This window comes from Pseudomonas sp. NPDC089395 (assembly GCF_044749525.1).
Taxonomy (GTDB): domain Bacteria; phylum Pseudomonadota; class Gammaproteobacteria; order Pseudomonadales; family Pseudomonadaceae; genus Aquipseudomonas.
In genome coordinates this window covers 45,207-68,995 of the sequence record NZ_JBIVID010000005.1, presented here as the reverse complement: position 1 = coordinate 68,995, position 23,789 = coordinate 45,207, and the positions used below count along the sequence as shown (strand labels likewise).

At 64.2% G+C, this 23,789-nt stretch carries 18 protein-coding genes; 14 read left to right on the top strand and 4 right to left on the bottom strand.

Going from position 1 to position 23,789, the window contains the following annotated elements:
* Window positions 1-812: 812 nt before the first annotated feature.
* From ACIPZG_RS13120 to ACIPZG_RS13055, 14 genes are all read left to right on the top strand, one after another.
* The gene (locus ACIPZG_RS13120) at window positions 813-2,129 is read left to right on the top strand and encodes a nucleotide sugar dehydrogenase (protein ID WP_400640518.1); all 1,317 of its coding nucleotides are present in this window, start codon (window positions 813-815) and stop codon (window positions 2,127-2,129) included.
* Between the two features lie 72 nt (window positions 2,130-2,201).
* Window positions 2,202-3,683: a glycosyltransferase family 2 protein gene (locus ACIPZG_RS13115; RefSeq protein WP_008100021.1), complete on the top strand. Its 1,482-nt coding sequence runs from the start codon at window positions 2,202-2,204 to the stop codon at window positions 3,681-3,683.
* Between the two features lie 37 nt (window positions 3,684-3,720).
* On the top strand, window positions 3,721-4,887 hold the full coding sequence (locus tag ACIPZG_RS13110) for a PilZ domain-containing protein (protein ID WP_400714250.1): 1,167 nt from the start codon (window positions 3,721-3,723) through the stop codon (window positions 4,885-4,887).
* A 156-nt stretch (window positions 4,888-5,043) separates the two neighbouring features.
* Window positions 5,044-6,417, top strand: coding sequence for an alginate biosynthesis TPR repeat lipoprotein AlgK (gene algK / locus ACIPZG_RS13105; protein WP_400714808.1), 1,374 nt, complete (start codon window positions 5,044-5,046; stop codon window positions 6,415-6,417).
* Window positions 6,414-7,892 (top strand): alginate export family protein, encoded by a 1,479-nt coding sequence (locus ACIPZG_RS13100; protein WP_400714247.1) that lies wholly within the window; start codon window positions 6,414-6,416, stop codon window positions 7,890-7,892. The genes algK and ACIPZG_RS13100 overlap by 4 nt, the downstream gene beginning before the upstream one ends.
* Before the next feature lie 19 nt (window positions 7,893-7,911).
* Window positions 7,912-9,471 carry a mannuronan 5-epimerase AlgG gene (gene algG, locus ACIPZG_RS13095; RefSeq protein ID WP_400714244.1) on the top strand — a complete coding sequence of 520 codons (1,560 nt, stop codon included), beginning with the start codon at window positions 7,912-7,914 and terminating at the stop codon, window positions 9,469-9,471.
* A gap of 13 nt (window positions 9,472-9,484) precedes the next feature.
* Complete coding sequence (locus ACIPZG_RS13090) at window positions 9,485-10,927, top strand: alginate O-acetyltransferase (RefSeq protein ID WP_400714241.1); 1,443 nt, start codon at window positions 9,485-9,487, stop codon at window positions 10,925-10,927.
* Between the two features lie 7 nt (window positions 10,928-10,934).
* The gene (locus tag ACIPZG_RS13085) at window positions 10,935-12,038 is read left to right on the top strand and encodes a mannuronate-specific alginate lyase (protein WP_400714238.1); all 1,104 of its coding nucleotides are present in this window, start codon (window positions 10,935-10,937) and stop codon (window positions 12,036-12,038) included.
* 195 nt (window positions 12,039-12,233) lie between these two features.
* Window positions 12,234-13,691 (top strand): MBOAT family O-acyltransferase, encoded by a 1,458-nt coding sequence (locus ACIPZG_RS13080; protein ID WP_400714235.1) that lies wholly within the window; start codon window positions 12,234-12,236, stop codon window positions 13,689-13,691.
* 11 nt (window positions 13,692-13,702) lie between these two features.
* Entirely contained in the window at window positions 13,703-14,860 is a 1,158-nt protein-coding gene (locus tag ACIPZG_RS13075) for an alginate O-acetyltransferase (RefSeq protein ID WP_008100038.1), read from the top strand.
* A 21-nt stretch (window positions 14,861-14,881) separates the two neighbouring features.
* The gene (locus tag ACIPZG_RS13070; protein ID WP_400714231.1) at window positions 14,882-15,529 is read left to right on the top strand and encodes an alginate O-acetyltransferase AlgF; all 648 of its coding nucleotides are present in this window, start codon (window positions 14,882-14,884) and stop codon (window positions 15,527-15,529) included.
* A gap of 37 nt (window positions 15,530-15,566) precedes the next feature.
* Complete coding sequence (locus tag ACIPZG_RS13065; RefSeq protein ID WP_400714229.1) at window positions 15,567-17,021, top strand: mannose-1-phosphate guanylyltransferase/mannose-6-phosphate isomerase; 1,455 nt, start codon at window positions 15,567-15,569, stop codon at window positions 17,019-17,021.
* Between the two features lie 96 nt (window positions 17,022-17,117).
* Entirely contained in the window at window positions 17,118-17,582 is a 465-nt protein-coding gene (locus tag ACIPZG_RS13060) for a multidrug transporter (RefSeq protein ID WP_400714227.1), read from the top strand.
* A gap of 134 nt (window positions 17,583-17,716) precedes the next feature.
* Window positions 17,717-18,529, top strand: coding sequence for an SDR family oxidoreductase (locus ACIPZG_RS13055; RefSeq protein WP_400714224.1), 813 nt, complete (start codon window positions 17,717-17,719; stop codon window positions 18,527-18,529).
* Between the two features lie 121 nt (window positions 18,530-18,650).
* On the opposite strand, the gene ACIPZG_RS13050 is transcribed toward ACIPZG_RS13055, so the two are convergent.
* From ACIPZG_RS13050 to ACIPZG_RS13035, 4 genes are all read right to left on the bottom strand, one after another.
* Window positions 18,651-19,445, bottom strand: coding sequence for an SDR family NAD(P)-dependent oxidoreductase (locus ACIPZG_RS13050; protein WP_400714221.1), 795 nt, complete (start codon window positions 19,443-19,445; stop codon window positions 18,651-18,653).
* A 141-nt stretch (window positions 19,446-19,586) separates the two neighbouring features.
* A complete protein-coding gene (locus ACIPZG_RS13045; RefSeq protein ID WP_400714218.1) occupies window positions 19,587-21,038 on the bottom strand; it encodes an efflux transporter outer membrane subunit in 1,452 nt (483 codons plus the stop codon).
* The gene (locus ACIPZG_RS13040) at window positions 21,035-22,096 is read right to left on the bottom strand and encodes an HlyD family secretion protein (protein WP_400714805.1); all 1,062 of its coding nucleotides are present in this window, start codon (window positions 22,094-22,096) and stop codon (window positions 21,035-21,037) included. Before ACIPZG_RS13040 ends, ACIPZG_RS13045 begins: the two co-directional genes overlap by 4 nt.
* 28 nt (window positions 22,097-22,124) lie before the next feature.
* The gene (locus tag ACIPZG_RS13035) at window positions 22,125-23,666 is read right to left on the bottom strand and encodes an MFS transporter (RefSeq protein WP_400714215.1); all 1,542 of its coding nucleotides are present in this window, start codon (window positions 23,664-23,666) and stop codon (window positions 22,125-22,127) included.
* Window positions 23,667-23,789: the final 123 nt, after the last annotated feature.

Here is a 23,789-nt window from a genome sequence, read left to right as displayed (position 1 = left end):
AGACCGTGGCACGTTGCAACAAATGTAGGAGCGGATTCATCCGCGATGCGTCGCGCGGGCGGCGCTCGATTTCATTGCCACAACAGAACGAAAGACAGGCGTAGCAAGTCATTTTTATGACGCCAAAAAACCAACACACCTCTCCTTATCGCCAAACGCCATAAGACCGTTCGTAGTTTTTTGACGAATTTTGAAAAAATTTTTCGCATGCTGGCATAAAAACATCCCCCTTCAGTCTCGCCCTTTATATACAGGGGTGAACCCCGCCTGTGCTATCAAAGTGAAAGTATTTGCCACTGAAAAAATATTTAGAAATCTTTCATGCAGGCACAACGCCGCTCGGAACTTCTCCTGCGGCCTATCGCTCATAGTGCCGTAACGAATTTCATGCCCTTGGGTGTGAGAGATGACTTACAGATGACTACCGGCAGTAATTCACTGCCCACCCCGAGCACTTCGACAGGCGCAAGGGATTACCCGGAAAGCCCTGTCCATGGAGGAGAGACGCGCCCCTTACAAAATCGTCCTAGTGGTTGATTTCAAAGGATTTATCCACTTGAAAAAACAAGCACAGCAACGCGCCAAGTAGCGCATTGCAATAAAGACGGCTGCATTACAGGGCACGCCTTTTAATTACTGGCCTTTTACTGCCAACTTTGAGTGCACAACTTTGTGCGCTCCGGACTTATTCATGCCTGCGCTCGGCGAAGTGTGCATTCGCCATGGATCCGTGCGCCTTAAAACTGCTGTTAATCAACCCAGTCCGGCTCTTTCAACAGGAGCTGGCGTGATAAACACATGAGGTGATAGCGATGCGTATCAGCATCTTTGGTTTGGGTTATGTGGGTGCAGTCTGTGCAGGCTGCCTGACGGCGCGAGGCCATGACGTGATCGGTGTGGACGTGTCCAGCACCAAGATCGACCTGATCAATCAGGGCAAGTCGCCCATCGTCGAACCTGGCCTGGAAGCACTGCTGCAACAAGGCATCGCCAACGGCCGCCTGCGTGGCACCACCGACTTCGCCGAGGCCATCCGCGCCAGCGACGTGTCGATGATCTGCGTGGGTACCCCGAGCAAGAAAAACGGCGACCTGGGCCTGGAGTACATCGAGGCAGTGTGCCGCGAAATCGGCTACGTGCTGCGTGACACCACCCGCCGCCACACCATCGTGGTGCGCAGCACCGTGCTGCCAGGCACCGTCAAGAACGTGGTCATCCCGATTCTCGAAGACTGCTCGGGCAAGAAGGCCGGTGTCGACTTCGGCGTCGCGGTCAACCCTGAGTTCCTGCGTGAAAGCACCGCGATCAAGGACTACGACCACCCACCGATGACCGTCATCGGCGAACTGGACAGCGCCAGCGGCGACGTGCTGCAGAGCCTGTACGAAGAACTCGACGCACCGGTCATCCGCAAGCCGATCGAAGTGGCCGAGATGATCAAGTACACCTGCAACGTCTGGCACGCCACCAAGGTCACCTTCGCCAACGAAATCGGCAACATCGCCAAGGCCGTCGGTGTCGATGGTCGCGACGTGATGGACGTGGTCTGCCAGGACAAGGTGCTGAACCTGTCGCAGTACTACATGCGCCCAGGCTTCGCCTTCGGTGGCTCGTGCCTGCCCAAGGACGTACGCGCCCTCACCTACCGCGCTGCCAGCCTCGACGTGCGCGCCCCGCTGCTCGACTCTCTGATGCTCAGCAACGAGTCGCAGGTGCAGAACGCCTTCGAGCTGATCGAAGCCCACGACAAGCGCAAGGTCGCCCTGCTCGGCCTGAGCTTCAAGGCCGGCACCGACGACCTGCGTGAAAGCCCGCTGGTGGAACTGGCCGAGCGCCTGATCGGCAAGGGCTACCAACTGGACATCTACGACGAGAACGTCGAGTACGCCCGCGTTCACGGGGCGAACAAAGAGTACATCGAGTCGAAGATCCCTCACGTGTCCTCGCTGCTCAACGCCAACTTCCAGAAGGTCATCGACAACGCCGACATCATCGTCCTGGGCAACCGTGACGAGCAGTTCCGCGCCCTTGCAGAGCAAGCGCCGGCCGGCAAGCAAGTGATCGACCTGGTTGGCTTCATGGGCAAACCGACCTGCCCGACCAGCCGTACCGAAGGCATCTGCTGGTAAGCCCTCGGCCGGGCGACGCAGCCTCCCCACTGCGTCGCCCTCCTTCCCAAGAATTCTCCACGGATGCTGAACATGCAAAGGCTCCAGACAGTGCTGTTGCAGTGCGCCGGTTGGCTGCTCTACATGAGCCTGCTCATGTTGATCGCCCTGGCCCTGCCGGCCGATATCTTCGACTCGCAGTCGAAGCACTTCATCTTCCTGGTCGGCGCAGTCGGCATCTGGCGCTATTCCATGGGCGCCACCCATTTCATTCGCGGCATGATCTTCCTCTACGGCGTCTACCCCTACCTGCGCCGCAAGGTGCAGAAAATGGGCGACGCCGCAGCGCCCTCGCACGTCTACCTGATGGTCACCAGCTTCCGTATCGAAGCCCTGACCACCGCCCAGGTGTACAGCTCGGTGATTCGCGAGGCGATCGACTGCGGCTACCCCACCACCGTGGTCTGCTCGCTGGTGGAGATGTCCGATGAACTGCTGGTGAAAAGCCTGTGGGCCAAGTACAACCCGCCTGCCCACGTCAAACTGGACATCGTGCGCATCGCCGGCACCGGCAAGCGCGACGGTCTGGCTTACGGTTTCCGCGCCATCTCTCGGATGCTCCCGGACGAAAACGCCGTGGTAGCGGTGATCGACGGTGACACCGTGCTCGGCGAAGGCGTGGTACGCAAGACCGTGCCGTGGTTCAAGCTGTTCCCCAACGTCGGTGGCCTGACCACCAACGAATTCTGCGAAGTGCGCGGTGGCTACATCATGAGCGAGTGGCACAAGCTGCGCTTCGCCCAGCGCCACATCAACATGTGCTCGATGGCACTGAGCAAACGCGTGCTGACCATGACCGGTCGCATGTCGATGTTCCGCGCAAGCGTAGTGACCAACCCCGAGTTCATCGCCGACGTCGAAAGCGACTCGCTGATGCACTGGCGCCTGGGCCGCTTCAAGTTCCTCACCGGTGACGACAAGTCCAGCTGGTTCAGCCTGATGCGCCTTGGCTACGACACCTTCTACGTGCCGGACGCCGCCATCAACACGGTCGAGCACCCGCCGGAAAAAAGCTTCCTCAAGGCCAGCCGCAAGCTCATGTACCGCTGGTACGGCAACAACCTGCGGCAGAACTCCCGCGCGCTGGGCCTGGGTGTAGGTCGCCTGGGGGCGTTCACCAGCATCGTGCTGTTCGACCAGCGCGTGTCGATGTGGACCAGCCTGCTGGGCCTGACCGTGGCGGTGATCGCCAGCCTCAAGTTCGGCATGGCGTACCTCCTGGTGTACCTGCTGTGGATCGGCATCACCCGCCTGATCCTGACCATCATGCTGCTGTGCTCGGGCCACAACGTCGGCCCCGCCTACCCGCTGATTCTCTATTACAACCAGATCGTCGGCGCGCTGATGAAGATCTACGTGTTCTTCCGTCTCGACAAGCAGTCCTGGACCCGCCAGCCGACTGCCCTCAAGCGCGACCTCGCCAGCTTTCAACAATGGTTCAACACCTGGTCCTCGCGGACCATGACCTTCTCGGCTGCCAGCATCTTCGTCGCTGTGCTGTTCATGGTCGTGTGAGCCCAACCCGGATCGGATCTAACAGGAACAAACCACCATGAATACCGCCGTGAACGTCAATGTCGTGCATGAGTCCGAAGCCCAGCGCCAACACGCCCGGGTGCGCATCCCGGCCAAGCTGCGCTTTTTGGACAATGACCGCCAAGCCCACGATGTGAAGGTCGACGACCTGTCCGCCGGTGGCCTGAGCTTCCACACCAAGAAAGTGCTGTCGGTGGGTGAAGTACTGCGCGGGCGCCTGCAGTTCGTGGTCGACAACCTTGGCCTGTCGATGGATATCGAACTCCAGGTGCGCTCCTACATCGCCGACAGCGGTCGTACCGGTGCGCAGTTCCAGAAACTTGAACCTCGCGATATCGCCACCCTGCGCCACATCATCACCAGCCACCTGTCGGGTGAACTGATCAGCATCGGCGATGTGCTCAGCACCCTGCAGCGCGACAACTTCACCAAGGCGCGCAAGCAGAAGGACGGCGGCTCTGGGCTGTCCGCCTTCGGCCGGCTCAAGGCCGTGACCGTCACCCTCGGCGTGTTCGTGGTCGGTGTCGCGGCCTTCGGCTTCGTCGCCAAGTCGCTGTACGGCATGTACTTCGTCAGCCACGCCGAAGCCGGCGTGGTCGCCGTGCCGACCACCACCATCACCATGCCGCGCGACGGCACCGTGAGCAGCCTGGTCGAGAGCGGTGGCCAGGTGGTCAAGGGCGCGCCGCTGGCCAGCTTCAGCACCAGCATGCTGGACATGCTCAAAGGCCACCTGGACGACTCGCACCTGGAGCCGACCAAGGTCGAGGAACTGTTCGGCAAGCAGCTCTCCGGCACCCTCACCAGCCCCTGCGACTGTGTGGTTGCCCGCCAGCTGGTGGACGACGGCCAGTACGCCGCCAAGGGCCAGCCGATCTTCCAGCTGGTGCCACGCACCACCACACCGATGGTCGAAGCGCGCTTCAGCTACCGCCAGTTCGACGAGGTCAAGCCAGGTACCCGGGTCAACTTCCAGGTCGCCGGCGAAGACGAAGTGCGTACCGGCCAAATCGTCAGCAGCACCAGCCTCAACAGCGAAAACCTGGCGTCCGACATCCGCGTTCAGATCAAGCCAGACAGCGGCCTGCCCGCAGAACTTGCCGGGCGTCCGGCTTCGGTCAACAGCGACCGTGGCCCTTCGCTCAACTGGCTGATCGATAAAGCCGTGGCCCGTGGGCTGTAAGAGGACAAGTCGATGACTAGCAGACAACTCGGTACCTGCAGGAGCTGGCTTGCCAGCGATCGAGTGCGCAGCACTCGCCCCGCAGATGATTCGCCTGCCCTGGCCAATCGCCGGCAAGCCGGCTCCCACAAGGTCCTGTGCGCGTTGACCGCGGCAATGGTATTGGCCGGCTGTGCCGGCCTGCCCGACCAGCGCCTGGCCAATGAAGCCCTCAAGCGCGGCGACACCGCGCTGGCCGAGCGCAACTACAAGGCCCTGGCCGACCTCGGCTACAGCGAAGCGCAAGTGGGCCTGGCCGACATCAAGGTGGCCACCCGCGACCCGTCGCAGCTCAAGGAAGCCGAAGCCACCTACCGCGCCGCGGCGGCCACTTCGCCGCGGGCCCAGGCACGCCTTGGCCGCCTGCTGGTGGCCAAGCCCGACAGCAGCCAGGCGGAACGCGAAGAAGCCGAGAAGCTGCTCAAGGCCGCTGCCCGCCAGGGCGAAGGCAACACCCTGATCCCGCTGGCGATGCTCTACCTGACCTACCCGCAGAGCTTCCCCAACATCAACGCCCAGCAGCAGATCGACCAGTGGCGCACCGCCGGCAACCCGGAAGCGGGCCTGGCCCAGGTACTGCTGTACCGCACCCAGGGCACCTACGACCAGCACCTGGGTGAAGTCGAGCAGATCTGCAAGGCCGCGCTGGCCACCACCGACATCTGTTACGTCGAGCTGGCTACCGTCTACCAGAAACGCGCGCAGGCCGACCAGCAAGCCGCCCTGCTCGGCCAGCTCAAGGCCGCCTATGCCCGTGGCGCGGTGCCGGCCACCCGGGTCGACAGCGTCGCCCGCGTACTGGCTGACCGCAGCCTCGGCCAGACCGACGAGAAAACCGCCAAGGACCTGCTCGAACAGGTCGCCCCGGCCAACCCGGCGTCCTGGGTCAGTCTGGCGCAGCTGGTCTACGACTTCCCCGAGCTGGGCGACACCGACCAGCTGATGGCCTACATCGACAAGGGCCGCGAAGCCGAACAACCGCGTGCCGAGCTGCTGCTGGGCCGCCTGTACTACGAAGGCAAGACGCTGCCGGCCGATGCCGAAAAAGCCGAGCAGCACCTGCAGGCCGCCGCCGATGCCGGCGAAGTCAGCGCCCACTATTACCTCGGCCAGCTGTACCGCCGTGGCTACCTGGGCGACGTCGAGCCGCAGAAGGCCGTCGACCACCTGCTCAGCGCTGCCCGCGGCGGTCAGAACAGCGCCGACTACGCCCTCGCCCAGCTGTTCAGCGAAGGCCATGGCATCCGCCCGCAACCGGGCAATGCCTGGGTATTCGCCCAGCTGTCCCAGGTCAACCCGACGCCGCAATCCACCGAATTGCTGCAGCAACTCGACCAGCAGCTCACGCCTGACCAGCGCAGCCAGGCCCAGCGCCTGCTGGAGCAAGAAAAGCAGGCACGCGGCAGCATGGCGCAGGGTGGCAACAGCACCCTCGCCCTCGAAGCCCTGCAAGACGATGAAAAAGAAGTAGACGGTGAGGACTCGCTATGACGCTCAATCCCTTCGTGAAAGCCGGCATCGGCCTGAGCTTCGCCCTGCTGTGGTCCTGCCCGACCCTGGCTGACATGACGGCGCAGAAGAACTTCGGCCTGGATGTGAAGATCACCGGCCAGTCGGAAGACGACCGCGACCTGGGCACCCGCTCCGGCGGCGACGTCAACGGCCTGGGCCTCGACCTGCGCCCATGGGTCTACGGTGAACGCGGCAACTGGAGCGCCTATGCCATGGGCCAGGCCGTCGCCGCCACCGACACCATCGAAACCGACACCCTGCGCCAGAACGACGACGGCAGCACCACCGACACCGGCGACGACAGCCGCAAGCCAGACAAGAGCTACCTGGCCATGCGTGAATTCTGGGTCGGCTACAGCGGCCTCACCGCCTACCCCGGCGAGCAACTGCGCCTGGGCCGCCAGCGCCTGCGCAGTGACGACGGCATGTGGCGCGACACCAACATCGAAGCCCTGAACTGGACCTTCGACACCACCCTGCTCAAGGCCGACCTGGGCGTGGCCCAGCGCTTCAGCGAATACCGCACCGACCTCACCGAGCTGGCCCCGGAAGACAAGGACCGCACGCATGTGTACGGCAACGTCGCCACGCAGTGGACACCCGGTCATTGGGTCGGCGTGCGTGCCCACCACACCCATGACAGCGGCAGCCTGAAGAACCCTGGCGAAACAATCGACGCGCTGGACAAGACCCGCACCGGCGACCTCACCTGGCTGGGCCTCGAGGCCAACAGCGACGCCTACAACTGGCGCAACGACCACACCGTCAACTACTGGGGCAGCGTCACCTGGCTGACCGGCGATCGCGACACCCTCAGCAGCCAGCAGGTCGGCGACCAGCAAGTGGCCACCGGCAAGCAGAGCGGTGACGTCAATGCCTGGGCCACCGACCTCGGCATCCGCCTGCGCCTGGACCCGCAATGGCAGGTCGGCGCGGCCTACGCCCGCGGCAGCGGCGGCGGTGGCGACGACGGCTCGAACAACTTCGAACAGACCGGCCTTGAGAGCAACCGCTCCAACTTCACCGGTACCCGCTCGCGCGTGCACCGCTTCGGCGAAGCCTTCCGTGGCGAGCTGGGCAACCTGCAGGCAGCCACCCTGTTCGCCTCCTGGCAGCTGCGCGACGACTACGACGCCAGCTTCATCTACCACAAGTTCTGGCGTGTCGATGGCTCGCAGAACATCGGCTCCAGCGGCATCAACGCGGCCGTCAACGACAACGGCGTCAGCCGCCCGCTGGTCGACGGCGAGAAAGACCTCGGCCAGGAAATGGACGTGGTCGTGACCAAGTACTTCAAACAAGGCCTGCTGCCGGCCTCCATGAGCCAGGCCATCGACGAGCCGTCCGCGCTGGTGCGCCTGCGCGCCGGTGTGTTCAAGCCGGGCGATGCCTATGGCAAGGAAACGGACTCGTACATGCACCGTGCCTTCGTCGACGTGATCTGGCACTTCTGAGGCCGGGAGAGGACCTGCAATGAACCTTCACCCGCACTTACGTCACAGCCTCCTGGCCAGCGCCCTGTTGCTGGCAAGCGGCCTGGCCGTCGCCGCAGAACCTGCGGTGATCGCCAAGGAGCTGCAGCAGGCCAAGACCTACACCGTGTCCAGCGCGCCGACCGAGCCGCTGCACATGGACCCGCCGAAACTGCCCGACCTCAGCGGCTACACGGCCGAGGCCGTGCAGAAAAAGATCGACCGCCGCCACAAGGGCAAAGTCAGCGTGCGGCGCATGCTGCAGGAAGAGTCGCTCAAGGAATTCATCGGCGGTGACAACAAGGCGGCCGAGTGGGTGCAGCGCCAGCACGGCATCCCCCAGGCGATCTTCGTCGATGATGGCCATGTCGACCTGGTGCAACTGAGCAAACAGGTGCCCAAGCAATACCTCAGCGAGGTCGAGCCAGGGGTTTACCTGGCACGCCTGCCGATCGTGGTCGGGCAGAAGGGCATCCTGGAAATCGACGGCAAGGTCAAGCAGCTGCGCCTGTCCCAGGACCGCGGCGCATTCCTGGTCAACGACGGCAAGCTGTTCATCAGCGACACCCAGGTGACGGGCTGGCGCGAGAAAGACAACGGCCCCGCCACGTTCCGCTCGCCCACCGAGTTCCGTCCGTTCCTGCTGTCGTGGGGCGGCACCGAGACTTACATCGTCAATACCAAGATGGCCAGCTTCGGCTACGCCAAGTCCAAGTCGTATGGCGTAAGCATCTCGCAGTACACGCCGAACATGTCCAAGCGCATGGGCCGCCCGGAGCCCACCGGCTGGATCATCGGCTCGGAGTTCAGCGACATGTGGTACGGCTTCTATTGCTACGAGACCCAGGACTTCGTGGTCAAGGACAACACCTACCGCGACAACATCGTCTATGGCATCGACCCGCACGACCGTTCGCACCGTCTGATCATCGCCGGCAACACCGTGTACGGCACCAAGAAGAAGCACGGGATCATCGTCTCGCGTGAGGTCAACGACAGCTGGATCATCAACAACAAGAGCTATGACAACAAGCTCTCGGGCGTGGTGATCGACCGTAACAGCGTCAACAACCTGATCGCCTACAACGAGATCTACCGCAACCACACCGACGGCATCACCCTGTACGAAAGCGGCGACAACCTGATCTGGGGCAACAAGCTGATCAACAACCGTCGCCACGGCATCCGCGTGCGCAACAGCGTGAACATCCGCCTGTACGAAAACGTCGCCATGGCCAACGGCCTGGTCGGCGTGTACGGGCACATCAAGGACCTGTCCGACACCGACCGCGACATCGACCTCGACCCGTTCGACACCAAGGTGTCGCTGATCGTGGTCGGCGGCGAACTGGCGGCCAACGGTTCCGGCCCCCTGTCGATCGACTCGCCGCTTTCGGTGGAGTTGTACAAGGTCTCCATGCTCGCCCCGCGCAAGTCCAACGGCATCAGCCTCAACGGCATCCTCGGCGAGCGCCAGGACGAAATCCTCGACCTGCTGGTGCGCCAGCAGAAGGCCGTGCTGATCGACCCGGTCGAACGCCAGACCGAAATGATCGATTAAGGAAGCCCAGACCATGACCCCACACTTGATGAAACTGCTGGGCCTGTCCGCCGCCCTCCTGGCCATCAGCCAGGGCGTGCGCGCCGATGAAGTGAAGGCACCGACCTTTACTGCCGAGCCTTGCTGCCAGCTGTGCCCCGAGGCGCATGACGCCAGCCGCTACACCACCCGCTACCAGCAGAACTTCACCACGCTGGTGCAGGCCAAGGGCGACTGGCTGTTCCGTACCCGCGAAGACCTGCGCACCGAGTTCAACACCACCGCGGCCGGCTACAAGCGCCTGCAGCAGGTGCATGACGCCTTCAAGAAACGCGGCGTGGAACTGGTCGTGGTCTACCAGCCGACCCGTGGCCTGGTGAACCGCAACATGCTTGAGCCCGCCGAGAAAGCCGCCTTCGACTACCAGAAGGCCCTGGGCAACTACCAGGCCATGCTCAAGCGCTTCGCCAGCATGGGCTACAACGTGCCCGACCTGTCGCCGCTGACCAACGAGCAACTGGCCGCCGCCGACCAGGGCAAGGACTTCTACTTCCGTGGCGACCAGCACTGGACGCCTTATGGCGCCGAACGCGCGGCGAAGATCGTGGCCGATACCGTGCACAAGATGCCGGCCTTCGAAGGCATCCCGCGCAAGGAATTCGAAACCCACAAGTCCGGCCGCATGGGCAAGACCGGCACCCTGCACAACGTGGCCGGCCAGCTCTGCGGCACCAGCTACGCGGTGCAGTACATGGACCAGTTCGCCACCGAGCCGAAAGGTTCGAGCGGCGGCGGCGACGACCTGTTCGGTGACAGCGGCAACGCCCAGATCACCCTGGTCGGCACCAGCCACAGCGGCAAGAACTACAACTTCTCGGGCTTCCTCGAACAGTACATCGGCGCCGACGTGCTCAACGTCGCCTTCCCCGGCGGTGGCCTGGAAGGCTCGATGATCCAGTACCTGGGCAGCGAGGAGTTCCAGAACAACCCGCCGAAGATCCTCGTCTGGGAATTCTCGCCGCTGTATCGCCTGGACCAGGAAACCATCTGGCGGCAGATCCTCGGCCTGCTCGACGACGGCTGCGATGCACGCCCGGCGCTGATGAGCGCCAGCGCCACGCTCAAGCCCGGCAAGAACGAGCTGATGGTCAACGGCAAGGGCGGCGTGATCAAGGACCTGATCAACCGCAACCTGCAGATGGACGTCAAGTTCGAAGACCCTTCGGTGAAGGTGCTGCAAGCAACCCTCTGGTACCTCAACGGCCGCCACGAGGACATCAAGCTGGAAAAACCGGAAACCTCCGACACCGACGGCCGCTTCGTCTTCCAGATGCGCGAGGACGAGGACTGGGCCAGCCAGAACCTGCTGGCCTTCGAGATCCAAGGTCCGGAAAAAGGCACCCAGAAGGTCGAGGCCAAGCTCTGCAAACGCAACAACTTCGCCGTGCCCGCGCAAACCGCGCAGGCCGGCCAGTGAGGCGACCATGACTGCATTCAAGCGAACCTTCAGCCCTGCCCTGCTCGCCCTGGCGATGTTCGGTGGTGCCGCGCATGCCGCGCTGGTGCCACCCCAGGGTTATTACGAGGGCATCGAGAAACTCAAGACCCGCGACGGCAACTTCCACTGCGAAGCGTCGCCCAAGCCCTACACCGGCGCGCTGCAGTTTCGCAGCAAGTACGAAGGCTCGGACAAGGCGCGGGCGACCCTGAACCTGGACTCCGAAGAAGCTTTCCGCGACTCCACCAAGGACATCACCACCCTGGAGCGCGGCGTGGCCAAGATGGTCAACCAGTACATGCGCGACGGCCGCCCGGCGCAGCTCGACTGCACCCTGACCTGGCTGGGTACCTGGGCGCGCGCCGATGCGCTGATGTCCAGCGACTACAACCACACCGGCAAGTCGATGCGCAAATGGGCGCTGGGCAGCATGAGCGGCTCGTGGTTGCGCCTGAAGTTCTCCAACTCGCAGCCGCTGGCCGCGCACCAGGCCGAGGCCGAGCTGATCGAGAAGTGGTTCGCCCGCCTCGCCGAGCAGACCGTGCGCGACTGGAGCAACCTGCCGCTGGAGAAGATCAACAACCACAGCTACTGGGCGGCCTGGTCGGTGATGGCCACTGCCGTGGCCACTGACCGGCGCGACCTGTTCGACTGGTCGGTGAAGGAATACAAGGTCGGCGCCAACCAAGTCGACGACCAGGGCTTCCTGCCCAACGAGCTCAAGCGCAAGCAGCGCGCATTGGCTTACCACAACTATGCCCTGCCGCCACTGGCGATGATCGCCAGCTTCGCCCAGGCCAACGGCGTGGATGTGCGCGGCGAGAACGACAACGCGCTGCAGCGCCTGGCCCAGCGCGTGCTGGCCGGGTCCAGGGACCCGAGCGCGTTCAAGACCCGCAATGGCGAGAAGCAGGACATGAAGGACCTGAAGATCGACAGCAAGTACGCCTGGATGGAGCCGTATTGCAGCCTTTACGCCTGCAGCGGCGACACCCTGCAGCGCAAGCGCGGCATGCAGCCGTTCGACAGCTTCAGGCTGGGCGGCAACCTCACCCGGGTCTACGACCCGAGCGCGGATACCAAGAAGTAACACCCCGATGTGGGAGTGATCCCTGTGGGAGCGGGCTTGTCCCGCGAAGCGGACAGTGCGGTGCCTGGCAAGGGCTTCGCCCTTGTTCGCGGGACAAGCCCGCTCCCACAGGGAATGAATTGCTCTTCAGTCATGGGCTGGGGGGTTTGGGGGGCGCTTTGCCCTGGATGCTGTGAACAACTTAGGAGAACCGGGATGGTCTTCTCGTCCAACGTGTTCCTGTTCCTGTTCTTGCCGATCTTCCTCGGCCTGTACTACTTGAGCGGGCAACGCTATCGCAACCTGCTGCTGCTGGTCGCCAGCTACATCTTCTACGCCTGGTGGCGGGTGGACTTCCTCGCCCTGTTCGCCGGGGTGACCCTGTGGAACTACTGGATCGGCCTGAAAGTGGGCGCCGCCGGCGTGCGCACCAAGCCGGCCCAGCGCTGGCTGCTGCTGGGCGTGGGCGTCGACCTGGCGATCCTCGGCTACTTCAAGTACGCCAACTTCGGCGTCGACAGCCTCAACGCGATCGTCAGCTCGTTTGGCCTGGAGCCGTTCATCCTGACCCACGTGCTGCTGCCAATCGGTATCTCGTTCTACATCTTCGAGTCGATCAGCTACATCATCGACGTGTACCGCGGCGACACCCCGGCCACCCGCAACCTGATCGACTTCGCCGCATTCGTGGCGATCTTCCCGCACCTGATCGCCGGCCCCGTGCTGCGCTTCAAGGACCTGGTCGATCAGTTCAACAACCGCACCCACACCCTGGACAAGTTCTCCGAAGGCTGCACCCGCTTCATGCAGGGCTTCATCAAGAAAGTGTTCATCGCCGACACCCTGGCGGTGGTGGCCGACCATTGCTTCGCCCTGCAGAACCCGACCACGGGCGATGCCTGGCTCGGCGCCTTGGCCTACACCGCGCAGCTGTATTTCGACTTCTCCGGCTACAGCGACATGGCCATCGGCCTGGGCCTGATGATGGGCTTCCGCTTCATGGAGAACTTCAAGCAGCCGTACATCAGCCAGTCGATCACCGAGTTCTGGCGCCGCTGGCACATCAGCCTGTCGACCTGGCTGCGCGACTACCTGTACATCACCCTGGGCGGCAACCGCAAAGGCACCTTCAACACCTACCGCAACCTGTTCCTGACCATGCTGCTGGGTGGCCTGTGGCACGGTGCCAACTTCACCTACATCATCTGGGGCGCCTGGCACGGCATGTGGCTGGCGATCGAACGGGCACTGGGCCTGGACACCAACCCGCAGCGTTTCAACCCGGTCAAGTGGGCGTTCACCTTCCTGCTGGTGGTGATCGGCTGGGTGATCTTCCGCGCCGAAAACCTGGCCGTGGCCGGCCGCATGTATGGCGCCATGTTCAGCTTCGGCGAATGGCAGCTGTCGGAGCTCAACCGCGCCCAGCTCACCGGGCTGCAGGTGGCGACGCTGGTCATCGCCTACCTCACCCTGGCGTTCTTCGGCCTGCGTGACTTCTACCGCAACGCCAAGCCGACGGCCAAGGCCACCCCGGTGCAAGTCAATGCCGACGGCTCGCTCGGCCTGGACTGGACGCGCGTCATGTCGCGCGCCCTGATCCTGATGCTGTTCGCAGCCTCGATCCTCAAGCTTTCGGCGCAAAGCTACTCGCCGTTCCTCTACTTCCAGTTCTGAGGTTGACGACCATGACCCGGACATTACGCATCACTTACTCCCTGTCGTTCCTCGGCCTGCTGGTGGGCATGGGCGTGTGGTCCACCGGTGGCCTGCAAAGCTTCCAGCGTACCGAGCAGATGACCCTGCTCAACGGCAAGCTGGCCAAGGCCGCCGAGACCCACTACGACGAGCAGTTCCCGATCAAGCGCCTGGGCACCAACCTCTGGGCCGCGCTGGACTTCAAGCTGTTCAACGAAGGCCGCCCCGGCGTGGTGCTGGGCCGCGACCAGTGGCTGTTCAGCGATGAAGAGTTCAAGCCCACGGCCGGTGCCGAACAACTGATGCAGGAAAACCTGGCGCTGATCCGTGGCGTGCGCGACACCCTGCAGCAGCACGGCAGCCAGCTGGTGCTGGCGATCGTGCCGGCCAAGGCGCGCATCTACTCGGAATACGTGGGCAAGGAGCAGCCGGCCAGCCTGCATGACGACTTGTACAACCAGTTCCATGCCCAGGTCCGTCAGGCCAACGTGTTCGCCCCGGACCTGCAGGCAGCGATGGAGCAGGCCAAGGCCCGCGGCCAGGTATTCCTGCGCACCGACACCCACTGGACACCGATGGGTGCCGAAGTCGCCGCCCAGGCCCTGGCCGAGGCGGTCAGCCGCCAGAGCCTGCTCAATGGCGACCCGCAGACCTTCATCACCGAAGCCGGCGACACCGCGCCGTACAAAGGCGACCTGACCAACTTCCTGCCGCTCGACCCGCTGTTCAGCAACCTGTTGCCGAGCCCGGACAACCTGCAGCAACGCACGACCCGCCCCGCCGAGGCTCAGGCTGATGCCGGCGACGCCCTGTTCGCCGACAGCCAGATCCCGGTCGCCCTGGTGGGCACCAGCTACAGCGCCAACCCGCACTGGAACTTCCTCGGCGCGCTGCAGCAGGCCCTGCACAGCGACGTCGCCAACTACGCCGAAGACGGCCACGGGCCGCTGCTGCCGATGCTCAAGTACCTGCAAAGCGATGCCTTCAAGAACGCCGCGCCACAAGTGGTGGTGTGGGAATTCCCCGAACGTTATCTGCCAATGAAGAACGACCTCAGCAGCTTTGATCCGCAGTGGATCGCGCAGCTGAAGAACTCCCGTAAATCCGAAGAAAACCTGGCCTTGTCGTCCACCCGGACGGACCACTGATAGATAGAGAGGAACACGCACATGACTACCAAGACTTCCATTGCCAAAGCCCTCACCCTCGCGGCCGGCCTGTCTCTCGCCTCCCTGCAGGCCTTCGCCGGCGCCGACGCCGCGCTGTATGGCCCGACCGCACCGAAAGGCTCGACCTTCGTGCGCCTGTACAACGCCGCCAGCGCACCGGCCGCTGCCAGCGTCGGCAACACCCAGATCAAGCAGGTCGGCGCCCAGGCCAGCAGCGACTTCAGCTTCCTGCCAGGGGGTGACTACACCGCCCAGGTCGGCGGCAAGAGCGTCCCGGTCAAACTGGCTGCAGACAAGTACTACACCCTGGTCAACAACAACGGCGGCAACCCGCAACTGATCGAAGAACCACCGTTCAAGAACAAGCAGAAAGCCCTGGTGCGCGTGCAGAACCTGACTGACCAGGCCCTGACCCTGAAAACCGCCGACGGCAAGACCGAAGTGGTCCAGTCGGTGGCCGCCAAGGGCCGTGGCGAGCGCGAGATCAATCCGGTCAAGGTCAACCTGGCCCTGTTCGAAGGCGACAAGAAAGTCGGCGACCTGAAACCGGTCGCCCTGGAGCGCGGCGAAGCTGCCGTGCTGTATGTCACTGGCTCCGGCAGCAATCTGTCGCCGGTCTGGGTCACCCGCCCAGCGTCCACCCACTGATCCCCTGCCTCTTTAACGACCTTATTGGAGAAACAACATGATCCCGGTAATTCTTTCTGGTGGTAGCGGTTCCCGTCTGTGGCCTCTGTCGCGCAAGCAGTTCCCCAAGCAGTTCCTGGCCCTGACCGGTGAGCACACCCTGTTCCAGCAAACCCTCGAGCGCCTGGTGTTCGAAGGCATGGATGCACCCATCGTGGTGTGCAACAAGGATCACAAGTTCATCGTCCAGGAGCAGCTGGCCAGCCTGAAGCTGGAGACCCAGGCCATCCTGATGGAGCCGTTCGGTCGCAACACCGCGCCGGCCGTGGCCATGACCGCCATGAAACTGGTCAACGAAGGCCGTGACGAGCTGATGCTGGTGCTGCCCGCCGACCACGTGATCGATGACCAGAAAGCCCTGCAACGCGCCCTGGCCCTGGCCACCGTGGCCGCCGAACGTGGCGAGATGGTGCTGTTCGGCGTGCCGGCCACCAAACCTGAAACCGGCTACGGCTACATCCGTTCCAGCCAGGACGCGCTGCTGCCCGAAGGCGTGGCGCGGGTCGCCCAGTTCGTCGAGAAGCCCGACGAGAAGCGCGCCGCCGAATTCGTCGCCGCCGGCGGCTACTTCTGGAACAGCGGCATGTTCCTGTTCCGCGCCAGCCGCTTCCTCGAAGAGCTGAAAAAGCACGACGCCGACATCTACGACACCTGCCTGCTGGCCCTGGAGCGCAGCAAGGAAGACGACGATGTGCTGAGCATCGACGAAGCCACCTTCGCCTGCTGCCCGGACAACTCCATCGACTACGCGGTGATGGAGAAGACCCAGCGCGCCTGCGTGGTGCCGATGACGGCCGGCTGGAGCGACGTGGGTTGCTGGTCGTCGCTGTGGGAAGTGCACGAGAAGGACGCCGACGGCAACGTCACCAAGGGCGACGTGGTGGTGCAGGACAGCCGCAACTGCATGATCCATGGCAACGGCAAGCTGGTGTCGGTGATCGGCCTTGAGAACATCGTCGTGGTCGAGACCAAGGACGCGATGATGATTGCCCACAAGGACAAGGTCCAGGGCGTCAAGCAGATGGTCAAGACCCTCGACGACCGGGGCCGCAGCGAGACCCAGAACCACCTGGAAGTGTACCGCCCGTGGGGCTCGTATGATTCGGTGGACATGGGCGGCCGTTTCCAGGTCAAGCACATCACCGTCAAGCCCGGCGCCAGCCTGTCGCTGCAGATGCACCACCACCGTGCCGAACACTGGATCGTGGTGTCCGGCACTGCCGAGGTGACCTGTGACGAGAACGTGTTCCTGCTCACCGAGAACCAGTCGACCTACATTCCGATTGCCTCGATCCACCGCCTGCGCAACCCGGGCAAGATCCCGCTGGAGATCATCGAAGTGCAGTCCGGAAGCTACCTGGGCGAGGATGACATCGAGCGCTTCGAGGATGTGTATGGGCGGACTTCGACGCCGGTCGAGCGTGGGGTTTCGGTGAAGACCATCGCGCAGTAAGCAGGACCCTGGGGCCGCTTTGCGGCCCCATTTTTGAGGCCACCGCGATTTGGCGCTACGATGGTCGGACCCGCACAACCAAGGTCTGCCTGCGCCATGATCATCGGTGCCTTCCTCATCCTCACCTGGCTGGTGCTGCTTTTGCGCTACCCGGCCAAGGCCCTGCCGATTTCGCTGGCCGCTGTCTGTGGCCTGGCCCTCGTCGCGCTGGCGGTCGTCTGGCAAGACAACCGTGAAGCCTCGCAACTGGCACGGCTCGATCTGCGCCTGACTTACGCCCCGGACCAATGCCCCGCCGACCGCGCCCTGCAGGTGCGCATGAAAAACGGCAACGAGGTTCCACTCACCGAGCTGCGCTGGCGCGTGGCGGCCTTTGCGCCGGGCGATACGGTGAACCTGGCCGAGAACACCTACAGCGCTCCGCGCTATCGGGGGCCGGGTGAACTCCAGCCGGGGGCCGAGTGGAAGGACTGCCTGCCGCTGCCACCGCTGCGTGCCGGGTATCGGCCGCAGACCCTGGAGTTTCGGGCCGAGCACCTGCAAGGTACATTTTCCAATTGATGCATTGCCTGCACCGGCCCTATCGCCGGCAAGCCGGCTCCCACAGGTACGCCACAGATCTCTGTGGGAGCCGGCTTACCGGCGATAGGGCCAGTGCAGTCAACCCTAACCTCTCCCGACCACAGGCCTACCCCATGCCCACCGTCCTGATCACCGGTTGTTCCAGCGGCATCGGCCGCGCCCTGGCCGACGCCTTCCGCGATGCCGGCTACAAAGTCTGGGCCACCGCCCGCAAGCCCGATGATGTCGAGCGTCTGAGCGCCGCCGGCTTCACCGCCCGGCAACTGGATGTAAACGACACCGACGCCCTGACCCGACTGGCCGAGGAAATCGAAACCCTCGACATGTTGATCAACAACGCCGGCTACGGCGCCATGGGCCCCTTGCTCGATGGCGGTGTGGACGCCATGCGCCAACAATTCGAAACCAACGTGTTCGCCGTGGTTGGCGTCACCCGCGCGTTGTTCCCGCTGCTGCGCCGCACGCGTGGGCTGGTGGTGAACATCGGCAGTGTCTCGGGTGTCCTGGTGACCCCTTTCGCAGGCGCCTACTGCGCCTCGAAAGCTGCCGTGAATGCTTTGAGCGATGCCTTGCGCCTGGAACTGGCGCCGTTCGGTGTACGGGTGATGGAAGTGCAACCCGGGGCGATTGCCTCGCAATTCGCCAGCAATGCCCAGCGTCAGGCCGAGCAGGTGCTGGCGGCGGATTCGCCGTGGTGGCCGTTGCGTGAGCATGTGCAGGCTCGGGCGCGGGCTTCGCAGGACAAGCCGACCTCGGCAGCGGCGTTTGCCCAAGGGCTGCTGGCGGCCACGCGCAAGTCGCCGGTACCTGCGGTGGTTCGCTTGGGCAATGGCAGTACGGCGCTGCCATTGATGGCTCGGCTGCTGCCACGGCGGTTGCTGGATTGGGCGTTGCGCAAGCGGTTTGGGCTTTTGCGCCCGCTTTGAGATTTCGCTTGGCTGTACCGGCCCTATCGCCGGCAAGCCGGCTCCCACAGGAACCATGTGTTGCACATACCCTGTGGGAGCCGGCTTGCCGGCGATAGGGCCAGAACAGCCAACCCAACGATCAGGCAATGGAACGCAATACCCCACCATCGACCCGCAAGGCTGCTCCGGTGGTCCCACTGGCCTGCAGCGAAGCCAGATAGACCACCATGTTCGCCACCTCCTCCACCGTTTCCAATCGCTTGAGCAGCGAAGTAGGCCGGTGCTCGGCCAGGAAGTTGGCTTCAAGCTCCTCGCGACTGACACCTTGCTCCAGTGCCAGCTTGGTCATGAAGTCATCCACCCCTTCGGAACGCGTCGGCCCAGGCAACACCGAGTTGACGGTCACCCCAGTGCCGGCCAAGGTCTCGGCCAACCCACGCGACACCGCCAGCAGCGCCGTTTTGGACATGCCGTAGTGAACCATCTCGATCGGGATCTGCAACGCCGACTCGCTGGACAGGAAGATCACCCGCCCCCACGAGCGTTCGGCCATGCCCTGGGCGTAGTGGCGCGAAAGGCGCACGGCGCTCAGCACATTGACGTCGAAGAAGCGCTGCCAGTCGGCATCCTCGATCTCGAAGAACGGCTTGGGCTCGAAGATGCCGAGGTTGTTGACCAGGATGTCGGTGTGCGGCACCTGGTCGAACAGCTGCTGCGCGCCCTCCTGTGTACTCAGGTCGGCGGCGACGCCGATGACCCGGGCGTGCGGCAAGCGCTCGCGGACCGCGTTGAGGGCATCGTCGACACGCGCCTGGGTGCGGCCGTTGAGCACCACTTCGGCACCGGCGTCGGCCAGGCCGATGGCGATTGCCAGGCCGATGCCAGCGGTGGAGCCGCTGACAATGGCGCGTTTACCATTCAAGGAAATGTGCATTTTTGCCTCCTCGCTAGTCTGGAGAATCGCTGGGGCGGCTTTGCCGCCCTTTCGCGACACGAGGCCGCTCCTACAGGCACCGCGCGACCTGTGTAGGAGCGGCCTTGTGTCGCGAAAGGGCCGCAAAGCGGCCCCCAAAAATCACGCCTTGTGCGCAAGCTGTTCATCAAACGCCTGCCACCCACCACCCAACGCCTTATACAACCCCACCAGCGCCTGCGACACCGCCGCGGAGCTGTCGATCCACTGCTCTTCACTGGCCAGCAGGTCGCCCTGCACGGTCAGCACATTGAGAAAGTCCACCGCCCCTTCCACGTACTGGCGCTGGGCCGTTTCCAGGGCGATACGGTTCTGCCGCACCGCCTCGGCCAAATGATCGCGACGCAACTGGCTGGCGTTGTACAGGCGTAGCACATCGTCGATTTCATGCCAGGCCCCGAGCACCACTTTGCGGTAGTTCAGCGCCGCTTCCTGCTGCTGCGCTTCACGCAGTTCCAGAGTGCCGGTGAGCCGCCCGCCCTCGAAGATCGGCAGCGACAGCTGCGGGCCAAAGGCGAAGCGGCGCGAATCCCAGGCACCAAAGTCAGAGAGCTGCATGGCCTGGAAGCCGACGCTGCCCGACAGGCGGATGCTGGGGTAGAAGTCCGCCTTCGCCACGCCGATGCTGGCCGTGGCGGCATGCAGGCGGGCTTCGGCCTGGCGGATGTCCGGTCGGCGCTCGGCCAGCTCGGACGGCAAGCCGATGGCGAACGACTGCTGCGGTGCGGGCAGCTCGCCCCCCTCCTGCAACTCGGCCTGCAGGCTGCGCGGTGGCTCGGCCGCCAGCAGGCTGAGGGCGTTGATCAAATCGTCACGCCGGGCTTCCAGGCTCGGCAGGCGCGCTTCGATGGACGCGACCTGGGCACTGGCCTGGGCGACGTCGAGGCGGGTGGCGACACCTTCGGCCTGGCGGTCTTCGGACAGTTTCAGGCTGTGCCGGGCAACCTTCAGGTTGTCGTGGGTCACGTCCAGGGTGTGCTGCACGGCCCGCAGCTGAATGTAGTTGCCGGCCGTTTCCGAGAGCAGCGCCAGCAGCACACCACGGCGGTCGTTCTCGGCCACCTCCACGCTGGCATCGGCGGCTTCCACCTGGCGCCGCACACGGCCCCAGAGGTCCAGCTCCCAGCCGGCGACCAGGTCGCCTTGCCAGAGGTTGACAGCCGACTTACCCGCATGGCCAGAAGGGTCGCTCAGGCCTTCGGCGCTGTTACGGGCGCGGCTGTAGCCTGCGCCGGCATCGACCGACGGCACTTCATCGGCCGCCACGGTACTACGCAGGGCGCGGCTTTGCAGCAGACGTGCGCTGGCCATCTGCAAGTCGAGGTTGCGTTCGGCAACGCGCTGGATCAGCGCGCTCAAGCGGGCATCGTTGAAGCTTTCCCACCAGCGCAGTTCCAGCGGCTCGGCCTGTGGCTGGCTCGGCGCAGCTTCACCTTGCAGCGGTGCCCACTGCGCTGGCGCCTGGCTGTCCGGGCGCTGATAGTCCGGGCCGAGAGTGCAGCCGGCCAGCAGCATGGCCAACAGCAATGGGCTCAAGCGTACGGCGGGCTTCATCGGGCACTGACCTGTTTGCCGGCGAGCGTGTCGCCCTGGGTATCGATGGTCGCTTCCACCGACATACCCACGCGCAGGCGATCGAGCAGCGGCTGGCCGTCATCGAAGACGATCTTCACCGGAATACGCTGCACCACCTTGGTGAAGTTGCCGGTGGCGTTGTCCGGCTTCACCGCGGCGAAGGTCACGCCCGTGGCCGGGGCGATGCTTTCGACATGGCCGGTGAGGGTTTCACCGGCGAACGTGTCGACGCTGATGCGCACCGGCTGGCCAGGCTGCACGTGGGTCAGCTGGGTTTCCTGAAAGTTGCCGACCACATAGGCGTGCTGCAGCGGCACCACCGACAGCAGGCGCGCGCCCGGATTGACGAAGGCGCCGACGCGCAGCGCACGCTCGCCGACCATGCCGTCGACCGGCGCGGTGATGCGGGTGTAGGAAAGATCGAGCTGGGCTTTTTCCAGGCCCGCTTCGGCACGTTTCAACTGGCCGTCGGCGCTGGCCACCTGGGCGCTGAGGATATCTACCTGCTTGCGTGTTGCCACCAGCGCCGCTTGGGCATTGGCCAGCCGTGCACGGGCCTGGTCGACCCGGCTGCGCGCCTGCTGGGCGTTCTGCACCGTGCCGGCGCCCTGCTCGGCCAGGCGACTGTAGCGGTTGACCTCATGATCGGCAAAGGCCGCTTCGGCCTGCGCGGCTTTCACTGCCGCCTCGGCCTGGGCGATCAACGAGGCCTGGCGCTCCAGGGTGGCACGGGCATCGGCGCTTTGCGCCTTGGCCACCAGCAACTGGGCCTGGGCGGCATCCAGCGCGGCCTGGTAATCGCGCGCATCGATAGTCGCCAACAGTTGGCCGGCCTGGACCTGCTGGTTGTCTTCGACCAGCACCTCCTTGATGAAGCCTGCGACCTTGGGCGCGACCACGGTGTAGTCGGCGATGATGTAGGCATCATTGGTGCTCTGGCGCTGGTCACTGCCGAACATCCAGGGGCCAACGATGCCGGCCAGTACGGCCACGGCGAGCACCGAGCCGATCACGATTGTCTTGCGCTTGTGGGTCATTTTCAGCGTCTCGGAATTCATCCAGGGTTCAAGCCACCGCACGCGGCGGGTAGACCCGGGTAGGCACGAAAGGAATCAGGCAGATCAGCGCCACGGCGATGCAGGCCATGACCAGGTACAGGTCGGCCGAGGTCAGCACCAGCGCCTGATCGTGAATACGCTTGGCAAGGCCCGCGGCGTTGTCGTCGATCAGCGGGGCATTGCCCAGGCTGTCCACCAGGTGGTTGGAATGAAAGTGCCGGCGCAGGGTGCCGAGGGCATCCAGCAGGCCACCGGCGATCACCGCAGCCAGGCCCTTGACGGTGTTGAACCAGCTCGATGCGAACGGGCCTTCCTGCGGGGTCATGCCATTGGTGGAGAGCATCAGCAGCGGCAGCACGGCCATCGGCTGGCCGAACACCTGCAGCAGGTAGAACGGGTAGAAGTCGCCGCGGATCCACTGCGACGTCAGCAGGCTGCTGCCGATGCAGGACGCTGCCAGCATCGCCAGCCCGGCCCCCAGCACCCAGCGGCAATCCACCGCGCGGATATTGCACAGCGCCGCCGTCAGCGGCAGGGCGATCAACTGCGGCATGGCCACCAGCATCATCAACGGGCTGGTCTGCGCCGGGCGATAGCCCTGGATCTGCGCCAGGTACGCCGAGGGAATGCTGCCCACACCGGAGAGCACGATGAGCACGCCCGCCAGGGTCACCAGAGCGAAGCTCAGGTTGCGCCGCTGCAGCATGCGCAGCTGGAAGAACGGCAGTGGCTCGGACCATTCGTTGTACATGAACAGCACCAGCAGCAGCACACCGCCACCGAGCAGCCAGCCGATCAGCGGCGAGTCGAACCAGCCCCAGCGATCGCCCAGCGACAGACCGAGCACGATGCAACTGATGGCCGGCAGGCCGAGCAGCACCCCGCGCCAGTCGAACTGTTTGAAACGCTCCAGGCGCAGCGGGTCTTGCGGCAGGCCCCAGCCCACACAGAACATCGCCAGCGCCGAGGGCAGGATGATCTGCCAGAACGCCCACTGCCAGCCGACATACTCGGTCCACAGACCGGCCAGTGGCGTGCCGAGATTGGGCCCGAAGGTAGCGGTCAGGGCATAGCAGGCCAGGCCGTAGACCTTGATGCCCGGCGGCAGGAAGCGCAGCGCCACGCTCATCAACATCGGCGGCAAGGCCCCCGAGGCGAAGCCCTGGAGGATGCGCAGCAGCATCAGGCTGTGCAGGTTGGGCGCGAACGGTTGCAGCAGGCCGAGCACGGCGAACAGGCCGATCGCGCTCAGGGTGAAGCGGCGCAGGGAGAAGGTGGTGGCCAGCCAAGGGGCGAAGGCCATGGCCGAGACCGAGGCCGCGCTGTAGACCGCCAGCAGCCAGGCGCCTTCATCGGCGCCGATGCCCATGGCACCGCGAATATCGGCCAGGGAAATCTTGGTCACCGACTCGTTGAGGCCGGCACAGAGCACCGCCAGCAACACACCGAACAGCCCGACCACCACCCGCAGGCCGAACGCCGTCTGCACAGGCGCGACCGGCGCAGCGGCGACGGCAATCGCGGCAGACGGGGTGGATAGGGAACTCACGGGTAGACATCTCCAGCAACAAATTTACGACTGGAGCAAGTCTATGAAGGTCGAATGCTGACGAAAACTGACTTATCGGTAGTTTTAAGTTGCGTCAGACGCAATCCGGGTTTTGTCAGGTGA

What these genes read in the sequence shown, in the direction of transcription:
- ACIPZG_RS13120 (WP_400640518.1), top strand. Translation starts at nt 813, where the DNA reads ATGCGTATCAGCATCTTTGGTTTGGGTTATGTGGGTGCAGTCTGTGCA.
- ACIPZG_RS13115 (WP_008100021.1), top strand. Translation starts at nt 2,202, where the DNA reads ATGCAAAGGCTCCAGACAGTGCTGTTGCAGTGCGCCGGTTGGCTGCTC.
- ACIPZG_RS13110 (WP_400714250.1), top strand. Translation starts at nt 3,721, where the DNA reads ATGAATACCGCCGTGAACGTCAATGTCGTGCATGAGTCCGAAGCCCAG.
- algK (WP_400714808.1), top strand. Translation starts at nt 5,044, where the DNA reads ATGGTATTGGCCGGCTGTGCCGGCCTGCCCGACCAGCGCCTGGCCAAT.
- ACIPZG_RS13100 (WP_400714247.1), top strand. Translation starts at nt 6,414, where the DNA reads ATGACGCTCAATCCCTTCGTGAAAGCCGGCATCGGCCTGAGCTTCGCC.
- algG (WP_400714244.1), top strand. Translation starts at nt 7,912, where the DNA reads ATGAACCTTCACCCGCACTTACGTCACAGCCTCCTGGCCAGCGCCCTG.
- ACIPZG_RS13090 (WP_400714241.1), top strand. Translation starts at nt 9,485, where the DNA reads ATGACCCCACACTTGATGAAACTGCTGGGCCTGTCCGCCGCCCTCCTG.
- ACIPZG_RS13085 (WP_400714238.1), top strand. Translation starts at nt 10,935, where the DNA reads ATGACTGCATTCAAGCGAACCTTCAGCCCTGCCCTGCTCGCCCTGGCG.
- ACIPZG_RS13080 (WP_400714235.1), top strand. Translation starts at nt 12,234, where the DNA reads ATGGTCTTCTCGTCCAACGTGTTCCTGTTCCTGTTCTTGCCGATCTTC.
- ACIPZG_RS13075 (WP_008100038.1), top strand. Translation starts at nt 13,703, where the DNA reads ATGACCCGGACATTACGCATCACTTACTCCCTGTCGTTCCTCGGCCTG.
- ACIPZG_RS13070 (WP_400714231.1), top strand. Translation starts at nt 14,882, where the DNA reads ATGACTACCAAGACTTCCATTGCCAAAGCCCTCACCCTCGCGGCCGGC.
- ACIPZG_RS13065 (WP_400714229.1), top strand. Translation starts at nt 15,567, where the DNA reads ATGATCCCGGTAATTCTTTCTGGTGGTAGCGGTTCCCGTCTGTGGCCT.
- ACIPZG_RS13060 (WP_400714227.1), top strand. Translation starts at nt 17,118, where the DNA reads ATGATCATCGGTGCCTTCCTCATCCTCACCTGGCTGGTGCTGCTTTTG.
- ACIPZG_RS13055 (WP_400714224.1), top strand. Translation starts at nt 17,717, where the DNA reads ATGCCCACCGTCCTGATCACCGGTTGTTCCAGCGGCATCGGCCGCGCC.
- ACIPZG_RS13050 (WP_400714221.1), bottom strand. Translation starts at nt 19,445, where the DNA reads ATGCACATTTCCTTGAATGGTAAACGCGCCATTGTCAGCGGCTCCACC.
- ACIPZG_RS13045 (WP_400714218.1), bottom strand. Translation starts at nt 21,038, where the DNA reads ATGAAGCCCGCCGTACGCTTGAGCCCATTGCTGTTGGCCATGCTGCTG.
- ACIPZG_RS13040 (WP_400714805.1), bottom strand. Translation starts at nt 22,096, where the DNA reads ATGACCCACAAGCGCAAGACAATCGTGATCGGCTCGGTGCTCGCCGTG.